At 41.4% G+C, this 24,756-nt stretch carries 23 protein-coding genes and 2 riboswitches; of the genes, 18 read left to right on the forward strand and 5 right to left on the reverse strand.

Annotation, left to right across the window (positions count from 1 at the left end):
- Positions 1-128 precede the first annotated feature (128 nt).
- The 5 genes from CSV79_RS07480 to CSV79_RS07495 all read left to right on the forward strand — a co-directional run bounded on the left by CSV79_RS07480 (position 129) and on the right by CSV79_RS07495 (position 3,124).
- Positions 129-1,019, forward strand: a complete 891-nt coding sequence (locus CSV79_RS07480; protein WP_099688417.1) for a LysR family transcriptional regulator — start codon at positions 129-131, stop codon at positions 1,017-1,019.
- 68 nt (positions 1,020-1,087) lie between these two features.
- The gene (locus CSV79_RS07485) at positions 1,088-1,645 is read left to right on the forward strand and encodes a DUF420 domain-containing protein (protein ID WP_099688418.1); all 558 of its coding nucleotides are present in this window, start codon (positions 1,088-1,090) and stop codon (positions 1,643-1,645) included.
- Between the two features lie 108 nt (positions 1,646-1,753).
- Complete coding sequence (locus CSV79_RS07490; protein WP_233201394.1) at positions 1,754-2,758, forward strand: Era-like GTP-binding protein; 1,005 nt, start codon at positions 1,754-1,756, stop codon at positions 2,756-2,758.
- A 13-nt stretch (positions 2,759-2,771) separates the two neighbouring features.
- Positions 2,772-2,921, forward strand: coding sequence for a hypothetical protein (locus CSV79_RS16770; RefSeq protein ID WP_155979564.1), 150 nt, complete (start codon positions 2,772-2,774; stop codon positions 2,919-2,921).
- Between the two features lie 11 nt (positions 2,922-2,932).
- Positions 2,933-3,124 carry a cysteine-rich CWC family protein gene (locus tag CSV79_RS07495; RefSeq protein WP_099688420.1) on the forward strand — a complete coding sequence of 64 codons (192 nt, stop codon included), beginning with the start codon at positions 2,933-2,935 and terminating at the stop codon, positions 3,122-3,124.
- Positions 3,125-3,152: 28 nt separating this feature from the next.
- Here CSV79_RS07495 and CSV79_RS07500 read toward each other — a convergent pair whose 3' ends face one another.
- A complete protein-coding gene (locus CSV79_RS07500; RefSeq protein WP_099688421.1) occupies positions 3,153-3,653 on the reverse strand; it encodes a ferritin in 501 nt (166 codons plus the stop codon).
- Positions 3,654-3,814: 161 nt separating this feature from the next.
- Between CSV79_RS07500 and cobT the strand changes: the two genes are divergently transcribed.
- Positions 3,815-4,876, forward strand: a complete 1,062-nt coding sequence (cobT, locus tag CSV79_RS07505; protein ID WP_099688422.1) for a nicotinate-nucleotide--dimethylbenzimidazole phosphoribosyltransferase — start codon at positions 3,815-3,817, stop codon at positions 4,874-4,876.
- Positions 4,877-4,926: 50 nt separating this feature from the next.
- Here cobT and CSV79_RS07510 read toward each other — a convergent pair whose 3' ends face one another.
- The 3 genes from CSV79_RS07510 to CSV79_RS07520 form a co-directional block, all read right to left on the reverse strand.
- Positions 4,927-6,174, reverse strand: a complete 1,248-nt coding sequence (locus CSV79_RS07510; protein WP_099688423.1) for a quaternary amine ABC transporter ATP-binding protein — start codon at positions 6,172-6,174, stop codon at positions 4,927-4,929.
- A complete protein-coding gene (locus CSV79_RS07515) occupies positions 6,171-7,031 on the reverse strand; it encodes an ABC transporter permease (protein ID WP_099688424.1) in 861 nt (286 codons plus the stop codon). The genes CSV79_RS07510 and CSV79_RS07515 overlap by 4 nt, the downstream gene beginning before the upstream one ends.
- A 113-nt stretch (positions 7,032-7,144) precedes the next feature.
- Positions 7,145-8,137, reverse strand: a complete 993-nt coding sequence (locus CSV79_RS07520) for an ABC transporter substrate-binding protein (protein ID WP_099688425.1) — start codon at positions 8,135-8,137, stop codon at positions 7,145-7,147.
- Between the two features lie 549 nt (positions 8,138-8,686).
- Here CSV79_RS07520 and cyoE point away from each other — a divergent pair.
- The 10 genes from cyoE (at position 8,687) to hutH (ending at position 18,885) form a co-directional block, all read left to right on the forward strand.
- Positions 8,687-9,598, forward strand: a complete 912-nt coding sequence (cyoE, locus tag CSV79_RS07525) for a heme o synthase (RefSeq protein WP_099688426.1) — start codon at positions 8,687-8,689, stop codon at positions 9,596-9,598.
- Positions 9,599-9,713: 115 nt separating this feature from the next.
- Positions 9,714-10,841: a M20 peptidase aminoacylase family protein gene (locus CSV79_RS07530; RefSeq protein ID WP_099688427.1), complete on the forward strand. Its 1,128-nt coding sequence runs from the start codon at positions 9,714-9,716 to the stop codon at positions 10,839-10,841.
- 11 nt (positions 10,842-10,852) lie between these two features.
- Entirely contained in the window at positions 10,853-11,692 is an 840-nt protein-coding gene (locus CSV79_RS07535; RefSeq protein ID WP_099688428.1) for a GNAT family N-acetyltransferase, read from the forward strand.
- Positions 11,689-12,801 carry an o-succinylbenzoate synthase gene (gene menC, locus CSV79_RS07540; RefSeq protein ID WP_099688429.1) on the forward strand — a complete coding sequence of 371 codons (1,113 nt, stop codon included), beginning with the start codon at positions 11,689-11,691 and terminating at the stop codon, positions 12,799-12,801. The genes CSV79_RS07535 and menC overlap by 4 nt, the downstream gene beginning before the upstream one ends.
- Before the next feature lie 57 nt (positions 12,802-12,858).
- Positions 12,859-13,007: riboswitch (FMN riboswitch) on the forward strand.
- A gap of 118 nt (positions 13,008-13,125) precedes the next feature.
- Positions 13,126-14,214, forward strand: a complete 1,089-nt coding sequence (ribD, locus tag CSV79_RS07545; protein WP_143560547.1) for a bifunctional diaminohydroxyphosphoribosylaminopyrimidine deaminase/5-amino-6-(5-phosphoribosylamino)uracil reductase RibD — start codon at positions 13,126-13,128, stop codon at positions 14,212-14,214.
- 3 nt (positions 14,215-14,217) lie between these two features.
- Positions 14,218-14,862: a riboflavin synthase gene (ribE, locus tag CSV79_RS07550; protein WP_099688430.1), complete on the forward strand. Its 645-nt coding sequence runs from the start codon at positions 14,218-14,220 to the stop codon at positions 14,860-14,862.
- A gap of 31 nt (positions 14,863-14,893) precedes the next feature.
- Entirely contained in the window at positions 14,894-16,087 is a 1,194-nt protein-coding gene (locus CSV79_RS07555) for a bifunctional 3,4-dihydroxy-2-butanone-4-phosphate synthase/GTP cyclohydrolase II (protein WP_099688431.1), read from the forward strand.
- A 12-nt stretch (positions 16,088-16,099) separates the two neighbouring features.
- A complete protein-coding gene (ribH, locus tag CSV79_RS07560; RefSeq protein WP_099688432.1) occupies positions 16,100-16,567 on the forward strand; it encodes a 6,7-dimethyl-8-ribityllumazine synthase in 468 nt (155 codons plus the stop codon).
- A gap of 163 nt (positions 16,568-16,730) precedes the next feature.
- Positions 16,731-17,180 (forward strand): histidine utilization transcription antiterminator HutP, encoded by a 450-nt coding sequence (hutP, locus tag CSV79_RS07565; RefSeq protein ID WP_099688433.1) that lies wholly within the window; start codon positions 16,731-16,733, stop codon positions 17,178-17,180.
- Between the two features lie 160 nt (positions 17,181-17,340).
- Positions 17,341-18,885, forward strand: coding sequence for a histidine ammonia-lyase (hutH, locus tag CSV79_RS07570; protein WP_099688434.1), 1,545 nt, complete (start codon positions 17,341-17,343; stop codon positions 18,883-18,885).
- Positions 18,886-18,932: 47 nt separating this feature from the next.
- On the opposite strand, the gene metE is transcribed toward hutH, so the two are convergent.
- Entirely contained in the window at positions 18,933-21,224 is a 2,292-nt protein-coding gene (metE, locus tag CSV79_RS07575) for a 5-methyltetrahydropteroyltriglutamate--homocysteine S-methyltransferase (protein ID WP_099688435.1), read from the reverse strand.
- Positions 21,225-21,372: 148 nt separating this feature from the next.
- Positions 21,373-21,507, reverse strand: a riboswitch (cobalamin riboswitch).
- A 345-nt stretch (positions 21,508-21,852) separates the two neighbouring features.
- Between metE and CSV79_RS07580 the strand changes: the two genes are divergently transcribed.
- Both CSV79_RS07580 and CSV79_RS07585 read left to right on the forward strand, forming a co-directional pair.
- A complete protein-coding gene (locus CSV79_RS07580; protein ID WP_099688436.1) occupies positions 21,853-24,042 on the forward strand; it encodes a malate synthase G in 2,190 nt (729 codons plus the stop codon).
- 172 nt (positions 24,043-24,214) lie between these two features.
- Positions 24,215-24,754 carry a hydrolase gene (locus tag CSV79_RS07585; protein ID WP_099688437.1) on the forward strand — a complete coding sequence of 180 codons (540 nt, stop codon included), beginning with the start codon at positions 24,215-24,217 and terminating at the stop codon, positions 24,752-24,754.
- The last annotated feature ends 2 nt before the right edge of the window (positions 24,755-24,756 follow it).

Consider the following 24,756-nt stretch of genomic DNA (forward strand, 5'->3'; position numbering starts at 1 on the left):
ACCAAACCTCCTAGAAGTACTTACTCTAGTAAACTAAAGATTGGCCATCATGTAAAACGAATAATATTGATGACTACTATCATTATTATTGATATCATAGTGATAACAGGTAAAAAGGGGAGATAGCCATGGAATTTAAAGATTTAGAAATCTTTCAAATGGTAGCTAAGAAAGGAACGATCACTGCAGCAGCGAAAGAACTTCGCTACGTACAATCGAATATTACATCGCGAATTCAAAAGCTGGAAAGCGAGCTAAAGACGCCATTATTCAATCGCCATAATAGGGGCATGATCCTGACGCCAGAAGGTAAAAGACTGCTTGTCTACAGTGAAAAAATTTTATCATTGACAAATGAAATGCGAAAAGTTGTCCAAAACGATAAAGAACCATCGGGTAAACTAGAAATCGGATCCGTTGAAACAGTCATTAAGTTGCCAATCATACTATCTAGATACAATAAAAAATATAAGCAAGTAGATCTCTCGTTGTTGACTGGTGTTACAGAACGCCTACAATTTAGAGTCCTGAATCACCAATTAGATGGTGCATTTATTTCGGAAGGTTCCGTCCATCCTGATTTAGCGGTTCATGAAGTGTTAGAAGAAGAGTTAGTACTACTATCCGCCAAGCCGTTTCAATCCATCGAGGATATTAAAGATGAACCGATTCTCTGTTTTAGAAAGGGTTGTGGCTATCGGGCGCGACTCGAACTATGGTTAGAAGATGAGCAATTCAAACCGACGAAAATGATGGAATTCGGTACACTTGAAACGATACTCGGCAGTGTAGCTGCAGGACTTGGCGTGACATTTGTTCCGAAATCCACAGTTGCGCATTTGATCGAAAAAGGAAGTGTGTATTGCTATCATTTGCCACCGAAGTATAGTCGCATCAAGACTGTATTCGTCCGTCGTGCAGATTCTTATTTGACACCAACTATCGATAAATTCATTCAAACCATTGAAGAATTTCACAAAGAAACTACCGCTCAATTTCAAAATTCGACACAAAGTTAACGTAGAAAGCATGTTAGGTATGCTAATATGTAGGGTAGCTATAAATATAGAATTAGGAGTGTCAATAGATGAAATTTAGTAAACAAACAGCAATTCCACCTACATTTAAGAAACGTAATTACCGTCCAGCGATTATTATTATTTCAATTATTTTAATCGGTGCAATCGGTGTATTGTCAGGGTTACCGGGTGTCGAAGATTTTACCGCGTTCGATATTACGATTTTGCCTTTACTGAATGCTATTTTTAATAGTTTCACATTTATCTTCTTAGTGAGTGCGCTTGTCGCCATTTTGAAGAAAAATGTAAAAGTGCATCAACGTTTTATTTACGCAGCATTTTGTACGACTGCGTTATTCTTAGTGTCTTACGTGATGTATCATTATTTAGCGGAATCCACTTCGTTTGGCGGCAGTGGGTTTATGGCTGGTTTCTACTACTTCATCTTGTTTTCTCATATTGTATTGGCTGCTGCGATTGTACCACTTGCATTGACAAGTGTTGCACGCGCTTGGAATATGGAAAATGCGCGTCACCGTAAAATAGCCCGCTGGACGATGCCAATTTGGTTATATGTAAGTTTCACCGGAGTACTTGTGTATATTTTGATTTCACCTTATTATTAAAAGAAGAGCACTATAGTAGAAACGGCATCAGTCAGAAGAAGATAAATGACTGATGCTTTTTTACACCCGACAACACAGAAAATTTAAAAAATGGATGGATGTGTTTACATGAAAATTTCAGACTTTATGTCAGACGAATCATTTGATGACATTTTTAACAAAGAATCAGATGATATCAATGAGCAGTTGAACACAGAAATTTTGATTGCCATGGTTGGTGACGTCAATGCAGGGAAGTCTTCTACGCTCAATCGACTGATGCAGAAAAATGTGGCGGAAGTGGGTGCGCAACCAGGGGAGACGAAAGAAGTTCAGAAATATTATTACAGAGAAAATATTTTGTTTGTCGATACGCCTGGACTAGATGATATTTATAAGGAACATTCACAAGAGACATTGAATTTCTACAATGAAGCAGATGTAATCTTGTTCTTTCTAAACGCAGCCGGCACAGTATTGTCGGACACAGAACTAAAGTCCTTGAACAAAGTTGCGGCACTGAATAAGAAAATTATTATCGTGCTTAATAAAATTGATGCGGCAGATGATATTCCGAGGTTAGTAAACTATATTTTGGAGCATACTGGGTTTGCCTATCCGGTTATTCCAATCTCTTCAAAAACGGGAGAACATATGGAGTTGCTACAGAAAGAAATTCTTCAGCAACTAAAAGAGGTAAATAAGGATGTCTTACTTGCAGCGAATATGGCGGATAAGTCGTCTATCGCCAAACGATGGATTTTAGCATCAGGGGCATCTGCAGCAGCAATTGGTGCGGCTCCTATTCCGGGTGCCGACTTTGTTCCTTTAACAGCGTTACAAGTCGGATTAATGCTGAAGCTTTCTACATTATACGGAAAACCTATTACGAAAGATCATGCCAAAGAGTTGATTATCGCGACGGTCGTCGGCAATATTGGTAAAACAGCATTCCGTCAAATCGTTAAAGTGATTCCGGGCGCAGGCGTGGTCGTGGCAGCAAGTGTTGCTGGATCCATGACGGTCGCACTTGGATATGCGATAAAATATATGTATGAAAAGGATATGGATCTAACACCTGAAACATTGAAGAAAGTGTATAGGACATTCTTGAAAAAAGAAAAAGAAAAATAAAGGGGTGGGGTGTATGGAGTGGTTTAATTACGCAACATTCGTAGTCGCGTTATTAGCGGGGTTATATTCCATGGAAAGTATGAAACGCAATAAGGAACTTGAAGAACGAGTAGAAGAATTAGAGAAAAAGAATACCGCAGAACTAGACAAGCATCGTTTATGAGGACGGAGAACATGATGAAAGATGTCTGTCCGATTTGTCGAGGAGCTAATCAATGTGGGAATGGCCTTCCAAAAGAAGCAGGAAGCTGTTGGTGTACGGATAAAGTATTTCCAGATGAAGTGTTTCGAGAAATTCCGGAAGAGGAACTGTATAAACACTGTATTTGTGAAAGTTGTCTAGAACGTATAAAAAAGAAAAAATAGGCTAGGCGATTTATCGCCTAGCCTATTTTCATTCGTCCGCAAATGAACGTGTAGCAAGTTCTTTCTCGTAGATGAACAATGCGTTCTTATCTTCACGAATTCGCTTCAAGTATTCGATATGTTTATCAAATGTCGCTTCTTCTTCCACTTGTTCATCAAGGAACCAGTTCAAGAAAGAAATTGTTGCGTGTTCTTTTTCTTCCCAAGCCAAGTCCATGATGCTGTAGAATGATTTGGTTACTTCTTTTTCTTGCTCTAGTGCTACTTCAAATGTGTGGACTAAACTGTCGAATGAAGTTGCGGGAGCAGGCGTTTCTGTAATGATAGCACGGATGCCGCGGTCATTTAAATACGAATAGATTTTCATTGCGTGAATACGCTCTTCTTCTACTTGTTGAAGATAATAGTGAGCGAATCCGCTATAGTTGCGGTATTCACAATAAGATGCCATAGATAAGTACGTCTGAGCTGCCGCAAATTCATTGTTCATTTGAGTATTCAATGCTTGTGCTAATTTTTCGCTAATCATCTGCATCGTCTCCTTTTGTCTGATGATTATGTTATACCCAAATTTATGTATAGTAAATCAACTTAGCTAGCGTATATCTCATATTATAACTTGTCGGGGTAGAATGCGCCCCGTTTTAACTTCATGATATACTAGGGAAGTGAACTTGAACTAGAAAAAATATGTGGAAAGAAGGAGTTTTTTTGAGTAACTACAAAATTCCCGCATTGAATGAAGAAGCTGGGATACAAGCTAAAGAATATTTAGATACATTAACGAAACCTATTGGAAGTTTAGGGAAGTTAGAAGAAATCGTCGTACAACTCGCTGAAATGACAGGACAACGACAGCCTGTTATGAATCAACTAGGGATTATCGTATTTGCTGCAGACCACGGGGTTGTAGATGAGGGAATTTCAGCATTTCCTCAGCAAGTGACGCGTCAAATGGTTGATAATATGGCGCAGGGTGGCGCAGCTATCAATGTCTTCGGCAGACAGCAACAAGCGAAGTTTTCATTGGTTGATGTGGGAGTGAAGGGTGAAGATTTTTCGGCACCTGTGAAAAATCATAAAGTTCGCCAAGCAACTAAAAACTTCTTACAAACAGAAGCGATGACTCAGGAAGAAGTCGAACAGGCGCTAGCGATAGGTTATGAAGAAGCACTTGCTATATTTGAAGAGGGTGTTGACTGTTTAGTCGTAGGGGAAGTCGGAATTGGTAATACGACAACGAGCAGTGCAATTGTCGCGGCTGTGACAGCGTTAGATCCAGCGGGGGTAGTTGGCTTCGGTACAGGTATTTCATCTGAACAGCATTTACATAAAATTGATGTCGTGCGAAAGGCGCTTGAATTCCACCAAGTGAATCCACAAGATGGCTATGACATCTTACGTAAAGTGGGTGGCTTAGAAGTCGCAGCAATGGTAGGAGCTATGCTTGCGGCCGCTTCAAACCATATACCGGTTGTGTTGGATGGATTTATTTCTACTGCTGCGGCATGTGTAGCGGACAAAATTGCGCCGGGGGCATTACATTATATGCTACTTGGCCATCAATCGATGGAACCAGGACATCAAAAAGCCTTTGAATATTTAGGGAAAGTGCCAATTGTTTCACTAGATATGAGACTTGGTGAAGGAACAGGCGCGGTAGTTGCTTTTAGCATTATTCAATCCGCCGTCCGTATGGTACATGAAATGGCAACGTTTGAAAGTGCGGGCGTCTCGGGAAAGAATGAATAAAGAAATTAAAAAACAGGGAAGAGGTGGCCAGTGCCATTTCTTCCCTGTTTTTATTCACTTACTACTGTTTCTGTAGGTATGCTTTGCTCTTCAGCATTCTCTTCGTTACTGTCCTCTGAAGTATTACTAATAATACTTGAAAGGACGTGTACGCGTAAGATGATACCTTTAATGCGATTCGTTTCATCCACTACGACAAGTGGATATTTTGAATCGAGAACGCGTGGGATGATATCTTGTACATATTCTTCGGGATGGGCCGTGACAACATCTGTTGACATCACTTCATCGATTGTTTTACGGTTTTTCACACCATCAATCGCTTGATCAATCGTGACTAAACCGAGTAGCTGACGTTGACGATTGGTGACGAAGACGCTGGAAATCCCGTGCTCTTCCATGTTTTTAATTGCAACATGTAGGCCGTCTTTACTATTCATAACACTTAGCGGTTTTGACATGATATTCTCAGCTTGGAGAACTTTAGAACGGTCAATTTCACGAGTAAACTCGACGATATAATCATTCGCAGGTGATTCCAATAAATCTTCTGGTGTTCCGACTTGCTCCACATTCCCATCTTTCATAACTGCGACGCGGTCTCCAATTCTGAATGCTTCGTTGACATCGTGTGTGATAAAAATGATCGTCTTCTGTAAACGTGTCTGAATATCCAAAAGCTCTAGTTGCATTTCTCTGCGAATCAGAGGGTCCAGCGCACTGAATGGCTCATCCATTAAGAGAATGTCAGGATCGTTAGTCAGCGCACGCGCAATTCCTACACGTTGCCGCATACCGCCTGAAAGTTCATCAGGATACTGGTTTTCATACCCTTTAAGTCCAACCGTCTCGATATGCTTTTGAGCAATGTTTCGTCTTTCGGTTTTTGAAAGCCCACGGATTTCCAAACCATATTCGATATTTTCCATCACGGTACGGTGACTAAACAAGCCGAAATGCTGGAAAACCATCGCAATTTTCTTTTGACGGAAAAACTTTAATTGTTCTTTATTGTATTTGACGATATTTTCACCATCTACATAAATAGCTCCAGACGTTGGTTTGTTCAGTAAGTTGAAGCATCGAATCAACGTTGACTTACCACTACCGGATAAGCCCATGATAACGAATGTTTCGCCTTCCATGATTTCCATATTGGCATTATAAACACCTACTGTATGGCCGGTCTTGTCAAGTATTTCGCGTTTAGAAGTGCCTTTTTCAATTAATGGAATGACCCTTTTAGGACGCGGACCAAAAATCTTGGTGACATTCTCTACTTTGATTTTAACGGTCATGCTGATCTCCTCCTAGTATTTTGTAGGCGGTCTGCCACTCCATTAGTGATGCGATCAATAATGATTGCTAAAAATACAATACTGATTCCAGCTTCAAATCCTAATGAAATATTAATTTGGTTAATCGAATACAATACACGTTCACCTAGACCGTGCGCCCCGACCATTGATCCGACAACAGCCATAGATAATGCCATCATTGTTGTTTGGTTAATACCTGCCATCATCGTGGGCAAAGCTTGAGGAAGCTGTACTTTTACAAGCATTTGGTTACGTGAGGATCCGAATGATTCAGCAGATTCAATCACTTCATCATCGACATTTCGGATACCGAGTTCAGTTAACCGAATAACAGGTGGTAATGCGTAAATGATTGTCGCAATAATTGCGGGTACGTTTCCTAAAGGAAAGAAGAATATTACAGGTATTAAGTAGACGAATGTAGGCATCGTCTGCATCGCATCCAAAATAGGTCGCATAATGACAGAGAATGCTCGGCTAAAAGCCATTAATATGCCAACCGGTATCCCGATTGCGAGGGAAAGTACAACGGAAATGACAATAATCGCAACTGTTGTCATCGTATCTGCCCAAAGATCAAAAGATCCTATTAAAAATATGAAGGCTGCAAACAGTAATCCTCCAAATATATTATTAAAATACCATCCTAATAAGAAAACGATGATCATAATGACCCACCAAGGTGTGGCTAAAAGAGTTGTTTCGATTGTACGTATAGTCGTAGAGGCAATCACGAAGATAAAGTCAAACAGCCAACCAAAATTCATTGCGAGAAAATCGATAAACTTTTCAACATAATCTCCTATAGGTATTCGTACGTCGGGAAATTCATTCATAGGCGGTAAGCTAGGTCATACTAGCTTGTCCCTCTCTTTCTCTAATGTAAGTTAAGTTTGTGGAAAAAAGAAAGGGATGGAGCGGAAAGCGTCCACCCCACATTCTATAGTGTTTATAGCGCTGCTTTTACTTTCTTAGCAACATCTTCAGGCACCCATTGAGCCCAAATATCTTCATGTTCTTTCATAAACCATTTTGCGGTATCATGAGGATTCGCATCATTTTCACCCATATATTTCAATGCTTCTTCTGTTAATGCACTACTTGTTTCATAATGACTGAAGAACTCCACTACTTCGGGAGCTTGTGTTTTCAAGTCTTTATGAACACTGACGAATACATCGTTTGGAGGGAATTCACCTGACTTGTCTTTATCCCACGCTACTTGGTCGAATGGATCGTCCTCCAAAAGTGTTAAGTCGTATGTTGCTGTTACCCAAGTAGGTGACCAGTAATACCCGACCCATGGCTCACCTTTTTTATATGCGCTAGCTAAGTCAGCTACGATAGCTGAGTCTGAACCTGGAGCTAGATACGTAAACTTTTCATCCAAACCATAAGCGGTCATTTTTTCACCCAAGTGCTTACTGACTATCCAGCTTGATGGTGCACCGATGATTCGACCCATTTTCTTGTTTTCGGGATCTTGAAACAGTTCAGGATACTTCTCCAAGTCTCTTACTGTTTTTAAATCTGGAGCTACCGCTTCGATACCACGCTCTGGATCACCTTTTATAACGTATGTCGGAACATAGAGGCCTTGCGAGTTGTCGTTAAAATTCGTCGAAACAGTTTCAATGTCTCCGCTGTCGATTGCATTTGTATACGCTTCCCCCAAGTTGTCCGACCAAACTTCTGTATAAACGTTAATATCACCTTGCTGCAATGCCTGGAAAGTTGCAGTAGATGTACCGTTCACTACATCTGTTTTGTAGCCATACCCCTCTTCTAAGATGATTTGCGCGATACTATTATGAACGCGAATACTGTCCCATCCTGCATCTGCCAATTTAATTTCGTCGATTGAATCTTTACTCGTACTATTACCACAAGCAGTTAAAAGTAGTAATGTGAAAACTGATAAAAACAACGTAATCTTTCTCAAAAAATCAAACCCTTTCTACTTATTATTTTTTTATCACGAAATGATATTTTTTGCTCGAATCTCTTATATGCATCCACAGGTAAAAGAAGATGGGAGTTGAAGAGATTAAGGAAAAATTATCATTGTTTTTTCATGATATTATTTAGTTAGTTTACAGTATAGTAAAATTAATATCAATTTAATTATTCAGGTAATTAGCTAGAGTGGAGGCTATACTTACAGAATTTTTTCGTAAAATAGTATAAAAAAGTAAAGGGAATCTAGTTATTCTTAAGTGGTTTGATAATGACTCTATCCTATAGTGGGTATAGGTTTTCCTTGAGTCGATTAATAGAGGAAATTGTTGTATGACCGTATAGTAAATTTACAGTTCAAAATAGATTGTAGAAAAGTCCCGAAATTTTTCTTCTGCTTGCTAGAAAGACAAAGAATTGTAACAGTTTTTAAGGAAATACCAAGTTTTTTTGATTTTACTTTTGAGAAGATGATATAGTTAGTAGTACGAATGTAATTAGTATATAAATGTAATGTAAAAGGGGAACGGAACTTATGACGAAAGAAGCTCATGTTGTATCGACTACTACGCATAGTCGCTCGGCGTCTACCTTCTTCTCAGATATTAAATCATTGATTAAAGGACCTGTACTTATAGCAAACGTCTTGCCGGTATTCGCTGGATTTTGGCTAGCATTGCACTTTTCAGGTATGACACTTGCCGGGAATTGGAGCGTATTCTGGCTGACTATGATCGGCAGTACGTGTTTAATGGCGGGTGCGCTCGTCATGAATAACTGGTATGACTCGGATATTGACACCTTTATGGAAAGGACCAAACAACGTCCGACGGTGACGGGGAACTTTTCCTTACGGACCGTTTTGAAGATTGGGTTGGTATTATCTGCGATTGGTATGGTATTACTGTTGCTTACCACTTTTGAAGCGGCAATCTACGCATTTATCGGATGGTTTACGTATGTGATACCCTATACGATGTGGTCTAAACGTAAATACACATTAAATACGGTAATCGGAAGTTTGTCAGGTGCCGTAACACCACTTATCGGTTGGGCGGCAATTATGTCAGCGAATCATATAGTACCTATCGTTTTATTCGCAATTTTGTTCATTTGGCAAATGCCACATACATTTGCGATCGCGATGAAGAAATATGAGGATTACAAAGCGGCAAATGTAGCGATGTTACCAGTCGTGCGCGGCTTTGAATTCACCAAGCGCCAAATGTTGATCTATGTACTTTGTTTACTGCCACTGCCATTTTTGCTACCTATGTTTGGTACAGCATTTATCGTCATCGCAACATTGATGAACGTTGGCTATATAGCAGCAAGCATCTATGGTTTCTACGCAAAAGACGATTACAAATGGGCCAACCTTATGTTCTTATATTCAGTGAATTACATGACATTGCTATTCGGCATGATGATTCTTTGGACGTTTTAATGTAAAGACTTCTCTTCACTTTTAAAGTGATAGGGAAGTCTTTTTTTATGTTAGAATTGATGTGAATCGTTCGAAAGATTAAAAAGTTCAACAAGTTTTATAAGGAGGGAGTTTAATGAATGAACAATTGCAGTTGCTGAAACCGAAGATCGAAGAAGTTTTTGCGCATTTGCATAGTCACCCAGAAGTCAGTTGGAAAGAAATTGAGACGACGCGCTACTTGCAAGATTTCCTTGAAAGTCAAGGGTTTGAAGTCTCGTTGTTTAAAGGGATCACTGGCTTCTCCGTAACCATTGGGCAAGGTTCTCCAGTCGTCGGCTTACGGGCTGATATTGATGCGCTTTGGCAGGAAGTGGACGGTGTCTATCAAGCAAATCATTCATGCGGTCATGACGGCCATATGACAATGGCGATTGGTGCGCTGTTGTTGGCGAAAGAACGCGGAATTCCTACTATAGGTACATTGAAAGTCATTTTTCAGCCAGCTGAAGAAAAAGGGAAAGGTGCTCTTGCTGTCCTTGACCAAGGCATAATGGATGATATCGACTATCTATTTGGTGTGCATTTACGAGCTGCGGATGAACTCGATGATGGCTGTTCTGCCGCTTCTCTTCAGCATGGTGCTGCAAAAATGATTTCGGGTACAATTACAGGAACTGAAGCTCATGGTGCACGACCGCATCAAGGGAAAAACGCGATTGAAGTAGGTGCTTCATTAGTGCAAGCATTGCAGTCCATTCACTGTAATCCGATGGTATCCCATACTGCGAAGATGACCATGTTCCAAGCTGGTGGAGATTCGGCGAATATTATTCCGGGGACTGCGAAATTTAGTTTAGATCTTCGTTCGCAACAAAATAACGTTATGGATGAGTTGTATCAACATGTTCAACGTGTGATACAGGCGGTCGCTGAACAATATGATGTAGAAATTGCTCACCATGTCATGTCTGAAATGGTTGCTGCAGAAGTGAATCCAGAAGCGGAACAAATTATGGCGGAGGCGATTGCGAGAACGGTAGGAAAAGAGAAAACCGTGCGAACAATCGTCACGCCGGGTGGAGAGGATTTCCATTTCTATGCAGTACATCGTCCGAAAATAAAAAGTACGATGCTTGGTCTCGGGTGTGGTTTATCGCCAGGTCTTCACCATCCGCAAATGACATTTAACGAAGCGTCGTTACTGACGGGAATCGAAATTCTTGTGAGCGCTATTGAAATAGCATTCCAATCTAAAAAATAGAAGGTGCACCGATGACAAATGAAATTGACATTAGGAAAGTAATAGCAGTGGAAGAGATTTTAGAGATGCAGAAATTGGAGAAGCAAATTTGGGGAATGGAGCCGATTCCTGTCCATCAAACCATTACAGCGGTGAAAAATGGTGGGCTCATTATCGGCGCGTTCATCGGCAAGCGTTTGATTGGCTATTCGTATAGTTTCGCTGGTTACGCTGAAGGACAGTCATATTTATGCTCTCATATGTTAGCGGTGGATCAGGAATTTCAACTGATGGGCATTGGTAAGTTGTTGAAAGACGAACAACTACGTGTTGCGCGTGGGATGGGGTATGAGTTGATTGTCTGGACGTTTGATCCGCTAGAGAGTCGCAACGCCTATTTGAATACGTCGAAACTATATGGTGTGTGCTATGACTATATCGTTAATTGCTACGGTAAAATGGCTGATGGTCTCAATAAAGGGTTGCCGACTGATCGATTCCAAGTCGCTTGGTGGATTAATAGTCCGCGCGTTACAGAGCACTGGCAACCAACAACTATAAAGTATATTACTCCATGTAGTGTCGAATTTTCCGCTGGGAAGTTTCCGGTATTGCAGCTTCCTGAAGGGCAAGAGTGGTTATCTGCCGAGTCAGTGGAAGTGCCTGTGCCAAAGCATATTCAGCTCATGAAAAAGCAGCAACCTGAACTTGCATATGATTGGAGACTGAAAACAAGGGCAGTGTTTCAACAGCTATGCGATGCGGGTTTCGTATTAATTGACGTACGTAGAACTGAAGAAACTGTACACTATTATCGTTTTTGCAAGCGATCTATTATTCCACTTGCAAAATCAAAGGAGTCTCTCAAATGAAAATAGAAAAGATTACACTTCGTCGAATGAATATGACGATGAAACATCCGTTTACAACAAGTTTCGGCACGATTCAACAAAAAGACTTCTTGCTTGCAACCGTCCAAGACGAGAAAGGGAATGAAGGATGGGGAGAGTCTGTCGCATTTACATATCCTTGGTATAGTGAAGAAACGACAGAAACAACGATTCATATGTTACGCGATTTTTTAATTCCAGCAGTGCTAGGCAAGACGATTGAACATCCTGACGAGGTTAGTGAATTGTTTGCACCAATCCGCAAAAACAATATGGCGAAAGCGACGATTGAAGGGGCGGTGTGGGATCTTTATGCGAAACATCACAACATCTCACTTACAGAGGCATTGGGTGGTAAACGTGATCGGATCGAAGTAGGTATTAGTATTGGAATCGAAAAGAATGTGGAAGATTTACTTGCGAATGTTAGAGGTTTTATCGATGAAGGCTATAAGCGTATTAAAATAAAGATTAAGCCGGGGCATGACGTAGAAGTAATCCGCTCGATTCGTCAGGAATTCCCCGATGTGCCTTTAATGGCTGATGCCAACTCTGCATATACGCTAGACGATGTGGAGTTACTGAAAGAATTGGATCAATTTAATCTCATGATGATCGAGCAACCACTTGCGTCTGACGATATTATTGATCACGCTACATTACAGCAGCAGATTAAGACACCGATTTGTCTAGATGAAAGTATTCATTCGCTAGAAGATACTCGTAAAGCAGTAGAACTTGGTAGCTGTAAAATTATCAACATCAAAGTCGGTCGTGTCGGTGGGATAACTGAAGCGAAGAAAATTCATGATTATTGCGCTGAAAAGGGCATTGACGTATGGTGCGGAGGAATGCTTGAATCAGGCATCGGACGTGCGCAAAATGTGGCGTTGACAACACTGCATAATTTTACGTTGCCGGGCGATACAGCAGGTTCTTCACGCTATTGGGATCAGGATATTATCACGCCGGAAGTCGTAGCTGAAAATGGTTATATTACCGTCCCTAATGAATCGGGTATTGGCTATGCGCCGAATATGAAAGTGATCGATCAATTCACAGTTGATACAATGGAGTTTTTAGTTGAATAAATATTCAGTGATTGTCATTTCACTATACTATGTGCTAAACTTATAACTAATCGAATAAGTTTCCTTCGGGGCAGGGTGGAAATCCCTACCGGCGGTGATGAGCTACAAAGCTCTTAGTCCGTGACCCGGATGCTTTTTACAAGCAGAAGGTGGATTTGGTGAAACTCCAAAGCCGACAGTTAAAGTCTGGATGAGAGAAGGAACGAACTTTTAAAAACGTTAATACTAACGCTTATTTAGTCATGGTCAGAGCCCCGCTTTTTTTACACAGCGGGGCTTTTTGTTTTGTCACAAGAGGAATTTAGCAAGCTGGAGTGTTGTGTAGTGAATCAAGCCTATATGGAAATGGCGTTAAAGCTCGCTGAAAGTGTTGCAGGCCAAACATCTCCCAATCCGCCAGTGGGTGCTGTCTTAGTAAAAGACGGTCGAATCATTGGGATGGGAGCGCATTTACGTGCAGGAGAACGGCATGCGGAGCGAGTTGCTCTTGATATGGCCGGCGCGCAAGCGGAAGGTGCCGATTTATATGTGACGCTTGAACCGTGTTCGCATACCGGAAAAACATCGCCTTGTGCTGATGCTGTCATTGAGGCGGGTGTCAAACGCGTGTATGTGGCTATTTCTGACCCGAACCCATTAGTAGCTGGTCAAGGGATTGAGCGGTTGCGAGCTTCAGGTGTAGAAGTAACGGAAAATTTTTGTATAGATCAAGGACGTAAATTGTATCAACCATTCTTTCATTTTATTCAAAACAAAACACCTCATGTGACAATGAAAACAGCAATGACGATTGACGGTAAGATTGCAACTTCATCAGGAGATAGTAAATGGGTGACGAGTGAGCTTGCAAGACTTGATGTTCATCTGCTTCGCCATACGCAAGATGCGATTTTAGTAGGCGTACAAACTATTCTTCTTGATAATCCTCTTCTCACCACCAGATTGCCCCAAGGTGGAAAACATCCTATTCGAGTTATTTTAGATACATGGTTACGAACGCCTGTGGATAGTCACGTCATTCAACATGATGAAACACCCACATGGATTTTTTGCGGAAATGAAGCAGACTTCGCAAAGGAACAGTTATTACAAAAAGCGCATGTGCACATTATTCGTATGCCGATCGCAACGCTTTTGGTAGAAGATATTTTGCTAGAACTAGGCTCGCGTGGTGTGATGACGTTACTAGTAGAAGGTGGAGCTGCAGTTAACGCTTCATTCGTCAAAGCACGTGCAGTTCAGCGAGTGATTTGCTATATGGCTCCAAAAATGCTTGGTGGAAGTGGATCATTGACGCCTGTTAGTGGACTAGATCCTGCATTTATGGACGAGGCCTTCCCGCTCGTTTTTGAAAGTGTGGAAATGATTGGACCAGACATTAAAATTATAGCGGTACCGAAAGCGAGTGAGTAAGCAGTGTTTACAGGAATCATTGAAGAAATAGGTTCGGTTAAGAGTATACAGCCTGGTCCCCAATCGATGACGTTGACAATTGCTGCATCTACCGTATTATCTGATGTCCGCTTAGGCGACAGTATCGCGGTTAACGGTGTTTGTTTGACGGTCAAAGACTTTACGAAAGAGCAATTTTCAGCAGATGTTATGCCGGAAACGGTTTCATCTACTTCGTTACGTCAGTTGACTGCTGGAAGTCGTGTGAATTTGGAACGCGCACTTGCTGCAAATGGTCGATTTGGCGGGCATTTTGTAACTGGACACGTCGATGGAGTGGCGACGATTCGTCAAAAACGGACAGTCGATAACGCACTCTATATACGATTATCGCTACCAGAAGCTTATGCACCGTACCTATTGCCAAAGGGTTCGATTGCATTGGATGGCACATCGTTGACGATATTTGAAGTTGATCAAACAGAAATTACGATTTCATTAATCCCACATTCACAGGAAATGACAGTGTTAGCGAAAAAGCAACAAGGGGAAGTCGTGAATTTTGAATGTGATATGCTTGCGAAATACGTCGAGAATATGCTCATGAAAAGGCAGGGTAATAGTCCTTCCATGACAGAGGACTTCTTGAAACAACACGGATTTATGTGAAGAATGAGTCAACTAGAAGGAGTGAATAGGGATGTTCCATACAGTAGAGGAAGCGTTAGAAGATTTAAAACAGGGCAAAGTAGTTATTGTTGTGGATGACGAAGATCGTGAAAATGAAGGAGATTTTGTCGCAGTTGCGGATTTAGTGACACCAGAAATTATTAACTTCATGGCAACGAAAGGTCGCGGATTAATTTGTGTGCCGGTGACTGAACAAAAAGCCGCGCAACTAGGGTTGCAGATGATGACTGATGATAATACAGATTCACATGGTACAGCATTTACAATCAGTGTGGACCACTGTTCAACACATACAGGAATCAGTGCATTTGAACGTGCAGATACGATCGTTAAAATGATGGAACCGACAGCTACTGCAGGGGAATTTAAGCGTCCGGGTCACATTTTTCCACTTGTAGCTAAATCGGGTGGCGTTTTAAAACGTACAGGCCATACGGAAGCGGCGGTTGATTTAGCTAGACTTGCGGGCTATTCATCAGCGGGTGTCATCTGTGAAATTATGAGTGAAGATGGCACAATGGCGCGTGTACCAGAATTGCGCGAAATGGCAGAAGCGCTAGATCTGAAGTTGATTACAATTCAAGACTTGATTCACTATCGTCTGCAACGGGAACAGTTAGTTGTCAAAGAAGCGGAAATTAAATTGCCGACAGATTTTGGTGAGTTCCGTATGGTCGGCTATACCGAGACATTGACTGGCAAGGAACATGTTGCGCTAGTTAAAGGCGACGTAACGACGGAAGAACCCGTACTTGTACGTGTGCATTCGGAGTGTTTGACGGGCGACGTATTCGGCTCTTGCAGATGTGATTGCGGACCGCAACTTCATGCTGCTCTTGCGCAGATTGAGCAAGAAGGTCGCGGTGTCTTGCTATATATGCGTCAAGAAGGTAGAGGCATCGGTTTGATCAATAAACTTAAAGCTTATGAACTACAGGAACAAGGCTACGACACAGTCGAGGCTAATGAAAAACTCGGATTTGCAGCAGATCTACGTGATTATGGTATTGGTGCACAAATTCTGCGCGAACTAGGAATTACACAAATGCGTTTATTGACGAATAACCCAAAGAAAATCGCAGGCTTGAAAGGTTACGAGTTAGAAGTAATCGAACGTGTGCCCATTCAATTGCCAGCAAAAGAAGAGAACGAAAGATACTTACAGGCAAAAGCGCAAAAACTTGGTCATTTACTAACAATTTAAGGAGAGATAAACATGGGGAATTTATTTGAAGGACATTTAGTAGGTACAGGATTAAAAGTAGGAATCGTCGTAGGACGTTTTAACGAATTCATCACAGGTAAGTTGCTTTCTGGAGCTCAAGACGCATTTAAACGTCACGGTGTAGATGAAGCGGACGTTGACATCGCATGGGTACCGGGTGCATTTGAAATCCCGTTGATCGCGAAGAAAATGGCGGACTCTAAAAAATATGATGCAGTAATTACGTTAGGTACCGTAATCCGCGGAGCAACACCTCACTTCGACTTTGTTTGCAATGAAGCAGCAAAAGGTGTTTCGCAAGCGAGCATGCAATCAGGAATACCCGTGATTTTCGGCGTGCTGACAACAGACACGATTGAACAATCTATTGAACGTGCAGGCACGAAAGCGGGCAATAAGGGCTGGGATGCAGCTGTATCTGCAATTGAAATGGCCAACTTGACGAAACAATTTGATTAATCAATAACGACACGGTGCGGGCAACATATTCGCACCGTGTTTTTGATGTAGTAGCGAAAAAGAAAGCGCTTAAAATCATTGACCAACTACCACTCGTCTGTAATAATAGAAGTAGTCATTAGTGAAAAATAGAATTCAAGTACACATAAAAAGAAGGTACAGTATGAAAAAGCTTGATACGAGAATCGGACGTCAGGCGGTTTTGTACTCATTTTCAGACAGTGAAGTAGAAGAACTTCGAATTGAGAATGATTTACAGCAACTAGGCTGGCGATTCGGTAAAGGGAAAGTGGGTTCGATGGAGTCGCAGAAAATAGTAGCGGCCATTGAAACACTAGCCAAACGACAAGGAATTGTAGACCAAGACGTCTATCGAGAAATGCATGCACTCTATCACGCAATCATCGAAGCGATGCATGGTGTGACGCGCGGGCAAGTGGAGCTTGGTGGCATGTTGCGAACGGCAGGCCTGCGATTTGCGATTGTGCGGGGAACCCCTTTTGAGAAAGAAACAGAAGGTGAATGGATCGCTGTTGCGGTTTATGGAACGATTGGTGCGCCCGTTCGTGGATTCGAGCATGAGGCCATTGGTTTAGGAATTAATCACATCTGAATAGTAGAATGAAGCCTATAGTTATTTAGACAATAAGGGGGCTATATTGACAGACGGGATCCGTTTGCCAATATAGCCTCTTTTTGTTTGTTATGGCATGAATTCTTCGCGAGTGGAATGTATTAATAACAAGACGAATAGACAACGAGGAGGAATAAGTATGATTGAATTAACAGGACGAACATTAACTATTGAACAAGCGAAAGAAGTATTGGTGAATGGAGCATTTGTGAAGGCTTCAGAAGAAAGTATGAAAGCAGTTCAGAAAAGCCGTGAAGCAGTAGAGAAAATCGTAGCAGAAGGTAAAGTGGTATACGGCATAACGACGGGATTCGGAAAGTTTAGTGATGTGTTTATCGCACCTGAAGATACAGAGGAGTTACAATTAAATTTAATTCATTCACACGCGTGCGGTATTGGCGAACCGTTTCCTGAAATCGTTTCGCGTGGGATGACGTTATTACGAGCAAACGCACTACTAAAAGGTTTTTCAGGTATTCGACCGGTCGTTATCGAACGTTTACTTGACCTCGTCAACGCACGTATTCATCCAGTGATTCCGCAGCAAGGATCACTTGGTGCAAGCGGTGACTTAGCTCCGCTTTCTCACTTGGCACTTGTGCTGATGGGGGAAGGCGAAGTGTTTTATGAAGGGCAACGAATGGAAGCGGCTATTGCGTTGGCTAAAGAAGGAATTGAACCTGTAACGTTAAAAGCGAAGGAAGGTTTAGCGCTTATTAATGGAACGCAAGCGATGACAGCGATGGGGTTAGTCAATTATATAGAATCGGAGCAACTGGCATATCAAGCGGAAGCAATCTCTACATTAACATTAGAAGGATTGTGCGGCATTGTGGATGCGTTTGACGCGGATGTTCACGAAGCGCGTGGCTACCGTCAGCAAACAGAAGTCGCAGAACGGATGCGTCGAATGTTCAAAGGTAGTCAGTTAACGACTAGGCAAGGGGAAATACGTGTTCAAGATGCGTATTCGCTACGCTGTATTCCACAAGTCCACGGAGCTTCTTGGCAAGTGCTGGATTATGTAAAAGAGAAACTTGAAATTGAAATGAACGCGGCGACAGATAATCCGTTAATTTTCGATGATGGGGAGAAAGTCATTTCGGGTGGGAACTTCCATGGTCAGCCGATTGCGTTTGCAATGGATTTCTTGAAAGTAGCAATGGCTGAGTTCGCGAATATTTCCGAGCGTAGAATTGAGCGTCTAGTCAATCCACAATTAAATGACTTACCTCCATTCCTAAGCCCGAAACCAGGTTTACAGTCGGGCGCGATGATTATGCAATACGCAGCGGCTTCACTCGTATCCGAAAATAAAACGTTGGCGCACCCAGCAAGTGTAGACTCCATTCCGTCTTCCGCTAACCAAGAAGACCATGTCAGCATGGGGACGATTGGCTCGCGTCATGCGCATCAAATAATACAAAATGCCCGCAGAGTATTAGCAATTGAATTAATCTGCGCACTGCAAGCAACGGAGTATCGTGGAGTTGAAAAACTAGCGGACTTTTCAAAAGCCTTCCATAAAGAGGCGAGACTAGTCGTGCCTAGTATCACGCAAGACCGTATCTTCTCAAAAGACATCGAAGCTGCTACTGCGTGGTTGCTAGCAATGGACTGGAAAGCATTTGTAGCTCCAATTTTAGCTGAAGAAATTTACCACGAAGCTAGTTCTAATTTTTAATAATATTCGACAAAAAAGCAGACCCAATGGAGGATCTGCTCTTTTTGTTATTTTACTGTAACGCCTAAACGCTCACGTGCAACTTCTGTAGCGATTACCATGTTTTTCAATGCAGCTACAGTCTCTTCGCGCTTTCTTGTCTTCAAGCCACAGTCTGGATTAATCCAGAACTGAGATGGATCTAGAACTTCTAATCCTTTATCAATAATTTCCGTCATCTCTTCGACCGCTGGAACGCGTGGGCTGTGGATGTCATAGACGCCAAGACCAATTCCTTTGTCGTAGTGATAACTGTTGAACGACTCGATCAAATCACCATGACTACGCGACGTTTCAATTGAAATAACGTCAGCATCTAGATCGCTAATTGCTTCAATGAAGTGGTTGAAATCGCAATAGCACATATGTGTGTGAATTTGCGTCGTATCTTCAACGGATGCAGTAGATACGCGGAATGCATTAACTGCCCAGTCTAAATACTGTTTCCACTCAGATTTCTTCAATGGTAGTCCTTCGCGAAGTGCTGGCTCATCGACTTGGATCATATGAATTCCTGCAGCTTCTAGTGACTCAATTTCCTTACGAAGTGCAAGGGCGATTTGGTTAGTTACGGCTTCACGGGAGAGGTCATCACGAACGAATGACCAGTTCAGGATTGTAACAGGACCTGTCAGCATTCCTTTTACTTCGTGATCGGTAAGGGATTTTGCGTAAACAGATTCTTCCACAGTCATTGCTTCTGTGAATGCTACATCACCAAAGATGATAGGTGGCTTGACACAACGTGAACCGTAAGACTGAACCCAAGCTTTTTCGGTGAAGACAAAGCCATCAAGTTTCTCCCCAAAGTATTCCACCATATCTGTACGTTCGAACTCACCGTGCACAAGAACGTCTAGTCCAAGATCTTCTTGGATATCGATCCACTCTTTGATTTCTGCATTAACGAAATCTTTATATTGCTGATCTGTAATTTCACCTTTTCTCCATTTATTACGAGTAGCTCGTACTTCTGGAGTTTGTGGGAAACTACCGATTGTTGTTGTTGGCAATAGTGGTAATTGGAACTTTTCTTGTTGCTTCACTTTACGTTCAGTGAATGGTGAATTCCGCTTACTATCTGAAAGGATACTACCTGATGTTGCATCGCGTACGTCTGGACGCTTGCGTGCGGGTAGTGCATTGAATGCAACAAGAGACTCTTTGTTTTGCTTAAGATCTGCAGATACACTGTCCTTGCCTTGTGTTAATGCTGCTTGTAATATGTTAATTTCTTTAATCTTTTCATCTGCAAACGCAAGGGCGTTTAAAATAGTTGTATCTAACTTTTTCTCAGAACGGACTGTTACAGGTACGTGAAGAAGGCTGCTAGATGGTTGGATCCATAGCTTTTCTGCTTTTACTTGTTGTTTAATTGTCTCTAACAATATTAATTTCGCATCCAAATCAGAGCGCCAAATATTTCGACCGTCAATAATTCCAGCAGCTAACACTTTATCTTTAGGGAATCCGATTTTATTAAGATTCTCTAAGTTCTTGTCACCGCCGTGTACGAAGTCTAATCCGATTCCAGTTACCGGCAACGCGATGGTATCTTCATAGTGTTCTACAGAGTCAAAGTACGTTTGCAATAATATATTCAAGCCGTCTATATTTTTAGTTAATTGTGAATAAATTTCTGTCACTGCTTTCATTTCATCAGAAGTGATGGACGTACAAAGAATGGGTTCATCAATTTGCACCCACTGAACACCTTCATCTTGCAACTCTTGCAAAACTTTTTGATACAAGGGAATCAACTGCAAGATGATGGATGGTACGTCTTTCTCTTCATAGCCTTTAGATAATTTTAGTAATGTATAGGGGCCGAGGAGAACTGGTTTACCTTCAATACCTAGCTCTTGCTTAGCTTCACGGTAGGCAGCGAGTGGTTTGTTTTCAGTCAATTGGAAACGTTGTCCTTCGTATTCAGGAACGATGTAGTGATAGTTCGTATTGAACCATTTGGTCATTTCTGAAGCGACAGCGTCGTCATTTCCACGTGCCATCGAGAAGTAAGTCGATGTAGAAACTTGGCCGCCTTGCCAATTGTAACGAGCAGGAATAATACCAAACATTGCAGACGTATCAAGCACGCGGTCATATAGTGTAAAGTCTCCGACTGCGATTTGGTCAACACCTGCTTGTTGTTGTTTCTTTAAGTTAGCTAGACGGATCTCTTTCGTTGTTTGAAGAAGTTCTTCCACGGATGTTTTCTTCGACCAAAATGCCTCTAGTGCACGTTTCCATTCACGATTCTCACCAATAACGGGATATCCCGCAATACTGCTTTTTACCATTTGTTAGTTCCCCCTTGATATTTTTTTCAATAAAAAAAGCATTTCTAAGAGAAATGTTAGAAATGCACGTATGTGTAAAAAACATGCCAAAAAAGCATGCATTTATAGACCGCGTGTGTCTAACACTTCCCTATTCACCGTAGGAATAAGCGTCATAAAAAAATAGGCAGGTATCTGGCTGGACGCAAAAGCGTCTTCACAGTGGCGGGACCGCTCCCAAAGTTAAGGATTCCCTTTTAAGAAATGAATTTTTATTCATTCCACCTATTTTCAAACTATTCAATTTAGATGACTGTCTATTAAGCTATCACATGAAAAACAGTGTGTCAACTTGTCTGTTAGTTACTTCGGAAAAACTGTGCTACTGTTATATAACTGAAGAAAAACGCAAAAAACGAGTCTAATATAACGATGTGAAAATTTTCACAATTTAGTTGAAAGTTTCATAGAGATTAGGTATGATAGGGACTAACACATCTTCGACACAAGGGAATGGCTGATTGTTTATGAACCTGCATCTTTATTTTTGGCTGCTGGGAATCTATGATTAACTACTGAAGATTCGTGTTCATCGCTACATGTTATACAACAGAGTGGCGCAAAAATTCTTAAGGGGTGTCTTTATTCTATGACAAATTATCAGCAAGTAGGTAAATTGCAAGTCGCAAAAGAACTTTTTGACTTTGTAAATGGGGAAGTCCTACCAGGTTTAGAAATCCAAAAAAATCAATTTTGGGTAAACTTTGATTCGCTCATTCATGAACTTGCTCCTGAAAACAAAGCACTATTAGAAAAACGTGGCGAATTGCAAAAAGCAATTAACGAATGGCACCAAAATAATAATGGGACTATAGATTCCAAAAAATATAAAGAATTCTTAACAGAGATTGGATACTTAGAACCGATTGCTGAAGATTTTCAAGTGACAACTACTAACGTTGACAGTGAAATCGCTACGCAAGCAGGTTCTCAGCTTGTTGTACCTGTAGATAATGCACGTTATGCATTAAACGCAGCGAATGCAAGATGGGGTAGCCTGTACGATGCACTTTACGGTTCGGATGTTATTAGTGATGAAGGTGGCGCGGAAGCGGGTTCGGAATACAATCCAGTCCGTGGTCAAAAAGTTATCGACTTTGCGAAAGATTTGCTTGATCAAGCAGCCCCACTTGCAGAAGGTTCTCATGCGGAAGCTACTGCATATGTAATATCAGACGGCAAATTAGAAGTTACACTTGTGAATGGTAATAAGACAAGCTTGAAAAAGGCTTCTCAACTTGTTGGATATAATGGAGAAGAATCTGCACCGACAGCTGTTTTACTAGAAAATAACGGTTTGCACATTGATATCGCAATCGATCGCAATCATCCAATCGGTAAAGAAGACAAAGCGGGTGTTAAAGACTTAATTCTGGAAGCGGCACTTTCTACATTAATGGACTGTGAAGATTCAGTTGCGGCTGTAGACGCTGAAGATAAAGTAGCTATCTATCGTAACTGGTTGGGCTTAATGAAAGGCGATCTAGAAGCGTCGTTCCAACGTGGCAGCAAAACAGTTACGAGAAGAATGAACCCAGACCGCACATATAAAACTGTGAATGGCGAAGGTTTAACGCTACACGGTCGTTCGTTGATGTTTGTTCGTAACGTAGGTCACTTGATGACGAATAATGCAATTTTAGATGAAAATAATAACGAAATACCTGAAGGGATTTTGGATGGTGTCATGACTTCCTTGATTGCTACACATAATCTGAAAGCTGACACAGAATTCAAAAACTCTCGCCATGGTTCAATTTACATCGTTAAACCGAAAATGCACGGTCCAGAAGAGGCTGCTTTTGCTAATAAATTATTCGATCGTATCGAAGACCTATTAGGCCTAGAGCGTAATACATTGAAAATCGGTGTAATGGACGAAGAGCGTAGAATGTCATTGAACTTGAAGTCTGCAATCAACGCGGTTAAAGAACGTATTGCGTTCATTAACACAGGTTTCCTTGACCGTACTGGAGACGAAATCCATACTTCTTTAGAAGCTGGACCGGTTATCCGTAAAAATGAAATGAAAACGTCTAAATGGCTTTCTTCATATGAAGCATCTAACGTAGCTATCGGTATCAAAGCGGGACTTCCAGGTCACGCGCAAATTGGTAAAGGTATGTGGGCGATGCCAGATTTAATGGCTGCAATGCTAGAGCAGAAAATTGCTCATCCAAAAGCAGGTGCAAGCACGGCATGGGTACCATCTCCAACAGCTGCAACATTGCACGCATTGCATTATCACGAAGTAAATGTGAAAGAAGTACAAGCGGGAATTGATAGTTCAATTGATTATCGTGATGGGATTTTAGATCTTCCTTTGGCGCCAAACACAGATTGGTCTGCTGAAGAAATTCAGGCAGAGCTTGATAACAATGCACAAGGTATTTTAGGTTATGTTGTTCGTTGGATCGATCAAGGTGTTGGTTGTTCAAAAGTTCCAGATATCAATGATGTAGGTTTAATGGAAGATCGTGCAACATTGCGTATTTCAAGTCAGCACATTGCAAGCTGGTTGCGTCACAATGTTTGTACGAAAGAACAAGTTCGGGAAACATTGGAGCGTATGGCAAAAGTTGTTGATCAGCAAAACGCTGACGATGAACTATATCAACCGATGGCTCCTAACTACGAAGAATCCATCGCGTTCCAAGCGGCTTGTGACTTAATCTTCAAAGCTGCTGAACAGCCAAGCGGATACACAGAGCCGATCTTACACGCACGCCGTATTGAAGCAAAAGCGAAAGCAAAACAAACAGCAACAGTAAAGAACTAATAACTTAACTAGCCACTACCTTTGCGGGGAGTGGTTTTAGTTATTTTAGACGCAAAAATAATTAGAAGCGAAGAGTGAAACGATATCATTCCAATTTCTTATCGTTTTGTCTAACTACTCTGTAAACATGGTATACTAGCGGAAGTAATTGTAGAAGAAGGGGGTTATAGATATGTTACAAAAAGATCAAACGGTATTTGTTTTAGTGGACGTACAAGGAAAACTCGCGCAAATTGTGAACGATAGTGAAGCATTGCATCAGAACCTTGAAAAATTAATCAAAGGTTTGCAAGTATTGAATATCCCGACACTATGGTTAGAACAATATCCGGATGGACTTGGCCCTACAAGTGAATCATTAGCTAGCTTGCTAGAAGGACAACAGCCGATCGCCAAGATGACATTTAGTGCAGTGGGCAATGAAGAATTTATGAAGCAACTAGAAATAATAGGCCGCAAGCAAGTGCTAATCGCTGGAATCGAGACGCATATTTGTGTTTACATGACTGCAGCAGGCTTAGTGGAAAATGGATATGAAGTAGAAGTTGTAGAAGATGCAGTGAGTTCTAGAACGGTAGCGAATAAACAAATCGGTCTAGAAAAAATGAAAGGTCTCGGTGTATCCGCTACTTGCGTGGAAACTGCTTTATATGAATTGATAGGCGAAGCCGGGACAGTAGAATTTAAAAAAGTTTTGAAAATCGTAAAATAAAT

It is taken from the genome of Sporosarcina sp. P13, from assembly GCF_002743055.1.
Taxonomy (GTDB): Bacteria; Bacillota; Bacilli; order Bacillales_A; family Planococcaceae; genus Sporosarcina.